Origin of the sequence: Pseudogemmobacter sp. W21_MBD1_M6, from assembly GCF_052119585.1 — a bacterium.
GTDB lineage: Bacteria > Pseudomonadota > Alphaproteobacteria > Rhodobacterales > Rhodobacteraceae > JBGQOJ01.
The window spans coordinates 64894-73482 of record NZ_JBGQOJ010000016.1; the positions used below are offsets into that span (position 1 = coordinate 64894).

The window sequence follows — 8589 nt, forward strand, 5'->3', positions numbered from 1 at the left end:
TTCTAAAGGAATCACAGTTAAGGCTTGGTTGAAACCTATCGAGGGAGAAGCCCCGATGTTCGAAAAACTGGATATCTTCAAGATGGCGCAGTCAATGGCGACCCACGCCAGCGCGCGTCAGTCTGCTATCGCCGGCAACATTGCCAACGCCGACACCCCCGGTTTCAAGGCGCGGGACATCGCATCTTTTGCCGATAGCTTTCGAAATCAGGACACTGGATCGGGCCTTGTTGCGACCCGCACAACCCATCTTGCCTACGAAAGCGCCTCGCACGGATTCAAGCAGATCACGGCTGAGGAAAACATGTCCCCGAACGGCAATTCCGTCTCTCTCGAGACCGAGATGATGAAATCCGGGGAAGTCCGCCATCAGCATGAAACCGCACTGGCAATCTACAAAAGTGCGCTGGGCATTCTGCGCACGAGCCTTGGCCGAAGATAAGCAGGGGATGACATGATGAGCGACCTGATGAAAACTTTGGCGATGTCGGCGAGCGGCATGAAAGCGCAGGCAAGTCGCTTGCGCCATGTGTCAGAGAATATCGCCAACACGGATACCCCCGGTTTTCGGCGAAAAACATCCACGTTCGAAGAAACGATCGAGGCGGGGCAGCGCACCGGACTGGTGAGGAGCGGGCCAGTGAAACTGGACCGGGCAGAACTGGAACAGATCTACGACCCAGGCCACCCGATGGCCAACGAAGCCGGCTACTATGATGGATCGAATGTCGATCTGGTGGTCGAAATTGCTGATGCGCGCGAAGCGCAGCGCAGCTACGAGGCGAATCTGAAAATGTTCGATCAGGTCCGACAAATGTCGAGTGCACTGCTTGATCTGCTTCGCCGATAAAGGAGAACCGAGATGGATATCAGATCTTCGCTCGCGGCCCAGCAATATGCCGCCACCCGCCCCGCGACGGCCCCCAAGCCGGATCCCACCGGACAGCCGAACGGTTTCAGCCGCTTGGCAAATGATTTCGCCACAACCCTTCAGCAAGGAGAGCAAACCGCACTGTCTGCCATGACCGGCGGTGCCGATGCCCACGCGTTGGTTCAGGCGCTTGCCCAGACAGAGCTTGCGGTTGAAACCGCCGTGACTGTTCGCGACAAGGTCGTCGAAGCCTACCAGGAAATCCTGCGGATGCCGGTTTAACCAATGGATGACCTGATCTTCTACGATGTTCTTCAGCAGGCTCTTTGGGTCGCGGTGGTGATCTCGATGCCCGTCCTGATGGTTGCCCTGATCGCGGGATTGGTCATCGGCCTGTTCCAGGCACTGACCTCAGTTCAGGAAATGACGCTGACATTTGTCCCGAAAGTTGCTGCAATGCTGGCGGTTTTCTGGATCACCATGGGGTTCATGACCGACACATTGGTCGCCTTTCTCACCAATCGCCTTATCCCTTTGATTGTGGGGGTCTGACCTATGGACAATGCGACATACGCAACCCTTACCCGGCAATCGGGCCTGATGCGCGAGATGCAGGCGGTTGCGAACAACATCGCCAACCTGTCGACCACCGGCTTCCGCAAGGAAGGTGTGATCTTTGCCGAACATATCAGGGCGCTTGGCCGAACGGACGAATCATTGTCCATGGCCTCTGCCGACGTCCGTGTGACTAACGAACAACAGGGCTCTCTCAGCCCGACTAACGGATCGTTCGACTTTGCAATCGAGGGAGAGGGGTTCTTCTTGATCGACACGCCGGACGGTCAACGACTTAGCCGCGCGGGCGCGTTCACGCCAAACCCCGAGGGAGAGCTGGTGACGCCAGAGGGCTACCGCCTGCTCGACGGTGGCGGTTCGCCGATATTCATCCCGCCCGACGCGAAGGCGATCAGCGTCTCATCCGACGGCACCGTCAGCGCAGACGGCAGGCCGCTTACCCAGATCGGCGCAGTGCGCCCCGCCGATCCGCTGGACCTGGCGCGCGAGAACGGCGTGCGTTTCGAGGCAAAGGGCGGTGTAGTTCCTGCCGAAGACGCACGCATCATTCAGGGGTTTCTCGAAGGATCTAACGTGAACCCCGTCATTGAAGTCGCACGAATGATCGAAGTTCAGCGCGCTTACGAACTGGGCCAATCATTTCTGGAAAAAGAAGACGAACGTATTCGCGGCGTTTTGCAGACGCTTGGCCGCTAGAAAGGACATACCATGCAAGCCTTGAAAATTGCCGCAACAGGCATGAGCGCCCAACAGATGCGGGTCGAGGTCATTTCCAACAACCTCGCGAACATGAACACGACCGGATACAATGCGCGTCGGGCCGAATTCGCCGACCTCCACTATCAGCAATTGACGCGCGCGGGCACGATCAATGCATCCGACGGAACGGTTCTGCCGACCGGGGTGCAATTGGGTCTGGGTGTTCGGCCCGCGTCGATCACCGTCAACATTTCCCAGGGCGCGTTGTCTCAAACCGGGGGCGATCTGGACGTCGCGATCGAGGGCAGCGGCTATCTCGAGGTCACACTTCCCTCGGGCTTGTCCGCCTATTCGCGCGATGGCGGTCTGAAGCGTTCTGCCGATGGGCTGATCGTCACCTCAGACGGCTTCGCCATCGCGCCGGACATCACGATCCCTTCGGATGCGCGAAGCATTTCGATCAGCGGCGAAGGCGAGGTCTATGCCTATTTCAATGATCGCGTTGAACCCGAGCTATTGGGTCAATTCACTCTTGCCAATTTCTCTAATCCCAAGGGGTTGGAGGCGATGGGAAGCAACCTGTTTCTTGAAACCGCCGGTTCGGGCCCGTCGCTTGTGGGCACCCCCGGCGAAAATGGGCTGGGCATGTTGCGACAAGGCTATCTCGAGGATTCATCGGTTGATGCCGTGCGCGAAGTGACCGAACTGATCGAGGCGCAGCGCGGGTATGAACTAAATGCAAAGGTGATTTCGGCCGCTGATCAGATGCTCGCCGCTGCTACACAGGTGAGATGATGAGGCTGTGCCTTGGTCTCCTGTTCGCCGTTTCGAGCCCCGTCGTGCTGCACGCCGAAACGCTCATCGCCGCGCGAACAGTCAGAAGCAACACAGTGCTCACTGCGGATGATGTTGTCGTCGGACAGCATTCCGTCCCTGGCGCCCTGAAGGACGCAGGATCTGCCATCGGCCTTGAAACCCGCGTGGTCCTTTATGCCGGACGTTCGATCCGCCCCGAGGATATTGGCCCGGTCACCGTGATCGACCGCAATCAGGTTATTTCGTTGGTGTTCAAAAGTAACGGGTTGACCATTCTGGCCGAAGGGCGCGCGCTTGGCCGGGGCGGCGTCGGTGATACTCTTCGCGTCATGAACATTTCCTCACGGACAACCGTGACAGGTCGAATTGCCGAAAACGGTCACGTTCTTGTCGGCCAATAAACGCCCCCCAACCAACAGGACGACGCAATGCACCACTTGATTAAGATCCTTCTCCTTTCTTGCGTATTGGCGCAGTCGGGTTGCGCCCGGATAAAGGATGTTGGCCAGGTTCCCGCATTAACGCCGACGCAAGGCAATACAGAAGAATTCGCGATGATGTCGCCCGGGTTGCCCAAAAGTGCTGAAACCTACCGCGATGTCGACCGGGCTTCCCTTTGGAGCAGGGAACGGCAGTCTTTGCTGGGTGACAGGCGCGCGGTCCAGCGCGGTGATATCCTGACAGTTGTTATTGAAATCAACGAGAAGGCCGAGATTTCCAATACAACGTCACGTTCGCGCAGTGGGTCTGAATCAATGGGAATTCCACAGCTTCTGGGCATTCCCCAAAGGCTCAATCCAAAATTGCCCGAAGGTGCCTCTCTTGACAGCGCAGTGTCGACAAACTCGTCCAGCGCATCATCGGGCGACGGCAGCGTCAGACGCAACGAAAAGCTGACGCTAAGGGTGGCAGCCACAATTGTGGATGTCTTGCAGAACGGGGTTCTTTCGATTCAAGGCTCGCAAGAAGTGCGTGTGAACCATGAAATCCGAGAGCTTCTGGTGGCCGGTTATGTGCGCCCCGCAGATATTTCCCGCCAAAACGAGATCACCTATGACAAAATCGCATCCGCGCGGATTTCATACGGGGGACGCGGGCAAATAAGCGATATGCAACAACCCCGTTACGGCCAACAGCTTGCCGATATTGTATTGCCGTTCTGAAGGGGCGATGGAATGAAAAAACTATTGCCGATACTTCTGGCGATCCTTGGTGTGGCTGGTGGATTGGGGGCTGGCGTGCTGTTTAAACCGGCGCCGTCCGAGATCGTCGAAATCAATCCCTGCGAAAAACCCGGGACCGATCACGCGAATGTCGTTGACGCGGAATCCCCTGACCAACCAACCGGTCTCGACTATGTGAAACTGAACAACCAGTTCGTCATTCCGATAATCAGGAAGGGAAATGTCGCATCCTTGGTTGTGCTCTCGCTCAGCCTTGAAGTTTCGACCGGCGGAAGCGAAACGGTCTACAAAAAAGAACCTAAATTACGCGACGCTTTCCTCCAGACGCTGTTCGAACACGCCAGCGCGGGTGGCTTTGATGGCGATTTCACCAATGGAAACTCGATGAGGTTACTGCGGGACGCGCTGCTCGAGATTGCGCGCCGGACTCTGGGTGCCATTGTTTCGGACGTTCTGATTATGGATCTGGTTCGTCAGGACAACTAAAAACGGTTCTGCCGTCGTTCAGCGTCAATCACGCACCGATCAAACATGTCCTGAACGGCCTGATCGCGCCCGAAAGACTTTTGCACAGCTTGCCGTTCTTCCTCTTGGCGGACCCGCAATCTGGCAAGCTTCTGGTTCATCGCAATCCGCGCCCGGTCGCGCCACAGATCCCATCGGTTACGTGCGCCGCAGAATTGTGCCGGCTGAAAACCATTCAATAGAACGGCCTCCTCTCCTGAAATCGCAGCTAGATTTGCCAGATCTTGTTCCAGGGCGATGCGCTCTGCGCCGGTTTGTTTTAACGCCGCAAGATCGGCCTGCACGATCAAACCGGTCAGTTGTTGTAGATGCGCGATTTTCTTGATTTCCATATTAGCGTTTCATTCCTTTTGCTTTGGTTCGCATGGCTTCGGCAAAGCGTATCGCGGCGGCCACGGCGCGATAATGATCCAGCCGGATTTCGGCCCCGATCTCGACCTGCGCGAACAATGCCCTGGCGGTTGGTGGGTCGCTGTGAATTGGCACACCGGATTCCGCCGCAATCCTGCGAATTTGGGCGGCCACTGCGTCTGCACCCTTTGCAACACAAGATGGTGCGCCGCCGGATTTGCGATTCCACTTGAGTGCGACAGCATAATGCGTTGGGTTCACGATGATAACGTCCGCCGTGGGAACCGCGCTCATCATTTGGTTGTTCGCGATTTCATAGGCCTTTTGCCGGCGCTTCTGTTTGATATGCGGATCACCCTCGCTATCCTTAGACTCGTCGGTCAATTCTTTGCGCGTCATTTTTTGTTTTCTCGCATGCTCGTTCAGTTGCCATGCGTAATCGACGCCGCCGAATACGAAGGCGATCAGCACAACAAGGGACAGAAAAGACACGAACAAATGCCCCATCAACCCTGCGACCATCAGCGGCGAAAGCACGGCTGACGCAATCATCTCATCCGTCCTGCGAACAAAGAAAATTGCCAGAATGGCCGAGATAATAAAAAGTTTGACCATACTTTTTGAAAATTCGAAAAGGCCGCTCCGCCCGAATTTGTTCTTTGCATTGGCAATCAGGGAAATGCGGGAAAGCTTTGGCCCCAGCTTTTCCGGCGCGACGACGAAACTGCGTTGTGCGACAATCGACAGCAACACCGCCAAGGCCGGGCCGCCGATCCATGGTGCGGCGGCCTTCATGGCTTCGTACATTATCGCCCCGCCTATCGCGGACCCCGAACCGGAAAAAGCACTGGCGCCCAGACCATCCGCGTGGTCAATCAACGCCATAAGATGCTCTCCGAATGCCCGTATATTTGCAGACCCGAAGACACTCGCGACCAGCAAAAGCCCGCCAAAGGCGGCGGCGGTGTTCAGATCGGTGGATTTCGCGATGTCACCTTTTTTACGCGCATCATCCAGCTTCTTTTGCGACGCATCATATTGCTTGTCATCAGCGTCTTCGCCATCGCTCATCGCGGCACCTGAAACGGGTTCGCCAGAGCATAATGGAATGCCTCTATCCAGATGGACAAAAGCAAGGGCAAAGCAAGCATCATCAATATCAGGCTGCCCGCAATGATGGCGGGGGCACCGACCATCGCAACCATCAACTGTGGCATCGCGCGATTGATGACCCCCATAGCGACATTATAGACGGTCGACGCTAGAACAAACGGCGAGGCCAGCGTGAAGCCAAGAGAAAAGGTATGAGCGATGCTGCCGACACCCCATTCAAGCAAGACGCCAGCATCAGGCAAGGCACCGGCGGGAAGTATCTCGTACGACATTATCATCGCCTCGGCCGCGCGGACATGCAGGCCCGCCATGGCCGCAAGCGCCAGTCCGCCCCAAACAAGAAGGTGCCCGACAACCGGTTGCGGCTCCATCCCCGCGCCACCGAAAACCTGCGATAGCGAGGTAGATTGGGCAGCAATGGAACCCGTGATTTGCAGCGTAATTACAAAAAGTCTTAGTGATATTCCAAGCGCCAACCCGGCAATAACCTCGCTTCCCAAAAATCGCGGAAAATCTTTGAATTCCAACGGGATGTCCCCGAACCGCTCTGACACTGCAGGGGTGACAATCGCGGTAAAACATAGGGCAATGCCCAAGCGAACGCGCTGCGGAATCGTATTCTCGCCAAAGACAGGCAACATGAACATCGTTGATCCGACCCGAAGAAAGACAATAAACGTCGATTGCAGGCCAGTCAGACCCAAGTCGCCCAAACCATCAATCAACGATGTCATGCGCTGACCATCCCGACCAAGGACGGGCGTGCATCCATTCCGATTTCCTCGAATGACAGGACCGGATTCGCAAGGCCTTTTGTCATCAGAACCGTTCTCAGAAATCTACGTCTGCGCATTGACGTGACGACCGCTGGATAGATACCCGCCTCGCTGGCCCGCGCCAGACGATCGGAAATCGCGTTTGCGAGCCGATTGAACTCCTCGGGGGGCAAGGCCACATCCTGCAAGCCACGCTCGCCGTCGATCTGATATTTCCGGAACGATTGTTCCCATTCCGGTGCCAATTGAACCAATGGAATGGTGCCGTCAGCGCGGCGCAATTCCGCAACCAACTGAAATCCCAACCTTTGCCGGACATATTCACATATCGTCTCCGCGCTGGGATGTGTCCCGCGCGCCTCGGCAATTGATTCAAGGATTAGCGGCAGGTTTCGCACAGAGACCCTCTCGTCCAAAAGTAGTCGCATGACGGCAAGTAAAAGGTCGATAGGAACCTTGTCGGGGACCAGCTCATCCAGAATCCGGCGATTGGCGTCGGACCGGGCTTGATCGGAAAGATTCGTAAATTCGTCCAAGATGCGCCGGAGTGCTTTTAGCGTTAACAGTCTGGGAAAATTGCGTTTCAACACCTCCAAAAGATGCGTTGCAAGCACTTCAGTCGGCGTCACAACCGTCGCCCCGGAAATAGCGACTTTTTCTTGCTGAAACGGATCGATCCAGCGCGCCGGCGCGCCATAAACCGGTTCTTTCACATCCTCTCCCGGCCCGACATCACCTTCACTGCCGGAAATCAACGCAAGAACCATATCAGGTCTCAACCTGTCGCGAACCTGCTCGACGCCTTGCACGCGAATGACATAGGAGCCCGGGGGCAATGACGCATCGTCGGTTAACCGTATTTCGGGCAATATGAGCCCAAACATGCTGGCGACATGCGTGCGCATATTTGCAATGCGGGCATCAAGGCCCGTGGCCGGGTCCAGAACCATCGAGACGAGATCCGGGGAAAACTCGACATGGATATCGTCAAGATCCAAGATATCCCCCATGGATTTTCTATTCTGAATGGCATTTTCGACAATTTGCGTCGAAGTGGCCTTGGACGCCTTTCGGGCGACCGCCTTCATCCCGATCCAGGCCGCCCCGAACAGGGTTAATGCACCCGCAAGAAAGGGAATGAATGGCATTCCGGGGACCAGCGCAAATAATAGCATCAGAACGCCAACCGTCGCCAATGCCGATGGATAGCGGCCAAGCTGCGCGACTAGGGCAAGGTCGGTTGCCCCCGTTGCGCCACCGCGTGACAGCAAAAGGGCTGACGCGATAGATATGATGACTGCCGGAATTTGGGTGACCAGCCCGTCTCCAACGGTCAGGATCGCGTAGGTTTCGAACGCCTTGCCTAGTGGCATATCGTGCATGGTGACGCCGATTATCAAGCCCATCACCAAATTCAAGACAGTGATCAACAGGCCTGCCACCGCATCGCCTTTTACGAATTTCGACGCGCCATCAAGTGAGCCGAAAAATGTGGTTTCAGCCTGCTCCCGCTCTCGCCGAAGTTTCGCCTCGGTATGATCAATCGCTCCGGCAGCAACGTCGCTGTCGATAGCGAGCTGTTTGCCAGGCATCGCGTCCAGCCCCCTGTGTCAGCGTAGTTGTCCGCCGCTCTATTTTTCTCTAATTTTCAGGTGGGCGGGATAGGACAATGACGTGG

General features: G+C 56.3%; 13 protein-coding genes. 9 read left to right on the plus strand and 4 right to left on the minus strand.

The window, feature by feature from the left end; genetic code table 11:
* Nucleotides 1-55 precede the first annotated feature (55 nt).
* From ACEN2R_RS15050 to ACEN2R_RS15090, 9 genes are read left to right on the plus strand one after another with little or no spacing between them, the layout of a single operon-like run.
* A complete protein-coding gene (locus ACEN2R_RS15050) occupies nucleotides 56-442 on the plus strand; it encodes a FlgB family protein (RefSeq protein WP_442043495.1) in 387 nt (128 codons plus the stop codon).
* Nucleotides 443-457: 15 nt separating this feature from the next.
* The gene (gene flgC, locus ACEN2R_RS15055) at nucleotides 458-850 is read left to right on the plus strand and encodes a flagellar basal body rod protein FlgC (protein ID WP_442043510.1); all 393 of its coding nucleotides are present in this window, start codon (nucleotides 458-460) and stop codon (nucleotides 848-850) included.
* A gap of 12 nt (nucleotides 851-862) precedes the next feature.
* Nucleotides 863-1153: a flagellar hook-basal body complex protein FliE gene (gene fliE / locus ACEN2R_RS15060; RefSeq protein ID WP_442043496.1), complete on the plus strand. Its 291-nt coding sequence runs from the start codon at nucleotides 863-865 to the stop codon at nucleotides 1151-1153.
* Nucleotides 1154-1156: 3 nt separating this feature from the next.
* Nucleotides 1157-1423 carry a flagellar biosynthetic protein FliQ gene (locus ACEN2R_RS15065; protein ID WP_442043497.1) on the plus strand — a complete coding sequence of 89 codons (267 nt, stop codon included), beginning with the start codon at nucleotides 1157-1159 and terminating at the stop codon, nucleotides 1421-1423.
* A gap of 3 nt (nucleotides 1424-1426) precedes the next feature.
* The gene (locus ACEN2R_RS15070; RefSeq protein ID WP_442043498.1) at nucleotides 1427-2143 is read left to right on the plus strand and encodes a flagellar hook-basal body complex protein; all 717 of its coding nucleotides are present in this window, start codon (nucleotides 1427-1429) and stop codon (nucleotides 2141-2143) included.
* Between the two features lie 12 nt (nucleotides 2144-2155).
* Complete coding sequence (flgG, locus tag ACEN2R_RS15075; protein WP_442043499.1) at nucleotides 2156-2941, plus strand: flagellar basal-body rod protein FlgG; 786 nt, start codon at nucleotides 2156-2158, stop codon at nucleotides 2939-2941.
* A complete protein-coding gene (flgA, locus tag ACEN2R_RS15080) occupies nucleotides 2941-3363 on the plus strand; it encodes a flagellar basal body P-ring formation chaperone FlgA (protein ID WP_442043500.1) in 423 nt (140 codons plus the stop codon). Before flgG ends, flgA begins: the two co-directional genes overlap by 1 nt.
* A 27-nt stretch (nucleotides 3364-3390) precedes the next feature.
* The gene (flgH, locus tag ACEN2R_RS15085) at nucleotides 3391-4125 is read left to right on the plus strand and encodes a flagellar basal body L-ring protein FlgH (RefSeq protein ID WP_442043501.1); all 735 of its coding nucleotides are present in this window, start codon (nucleotides 3391-3393) and stop codon (nucleotides 4123-4125) included.
* A gap of 12 nt (nucleotides 4126-4137) precedes the next feature.
* The gene (locus ACEN2R_RS15090) at nucleotides 4138-4632 is read left to right on the plus strand and encodes a flagellar basal body-associated FliL family protein (protein ID WP_442043502.1); all 495 of its coding nucleotides are present in this window, start codon (nucleotides 4138-4140) and stop codon (nucleotides 4630-4632) included.
* Here the strand turns inward: ACEN2R_RS15090 and ACEN2R_RS15095 are convergent.
* The 4 genes from ACEN2R_RS15095 to ACEN2R_RS15110 are packed head-to-tail and all read right to left on the minus strand — an operon-like array spanning nucleotide 4629 to nucleotide 8503.
* Nucleotides 4629-5003 (minus strand): hypothetical protein, encoded by a 375-nt coding sequence (locus tag ACEN2R_RS15095; protein WP_442043503.1) that lies wholly within the window; start codon nucleotides 5001-5003, stop codon nucleotides 4629-4631. The two genes, ACEN2R_RS15090 and ACEN2R_RS15095, sit on opposite strands and share 4 nt — an antisense overlap.
* 1 nt (nucleotide 5004) lies before the next feature.
* Entirely contained in the window at nucleotides 5005-6093 is a 1089-nt protein-coding gene (locus ACEN2R_RS15100; protein ID WP_442043504.1) for an EscU/YscU/HrcU family type III secretion system export apparatus switch protein, read from the minus strand.
* Nucleotides 6090-6869 (minus strand): flagellar biosynthetic protein FliR, encoded by a 780-nt coding sequence (locus ACEN2R_RS15105; protein WP_442043505.1) that lies wholly within the window; start codon nucleotides 6867-6869, stop codon nucleotides 6090-6092. The genes ACEN2R_RS15100 and ACEN2R_RS15105 overlap by 4 nt, the downstream gene beginning before the upstream one ends.
* A complete protein-coding gene (locus tag ACEN2R_RS15110) occupies nucleotides 6866-8503 on the minus strand; it encodes an FHIPEP family type III secretion protein (protein ID WP_442043506.1) in 1638 nt (545 codons plus the stop codon). The genes ACEN2R_RS15105 and ACEN2R_RS15110 overlap by 4 nt, the downstream gene beginning before the upstream one ends.
* Nucleotides 8504-8589 lie beyond the last annotated feature (86 nt).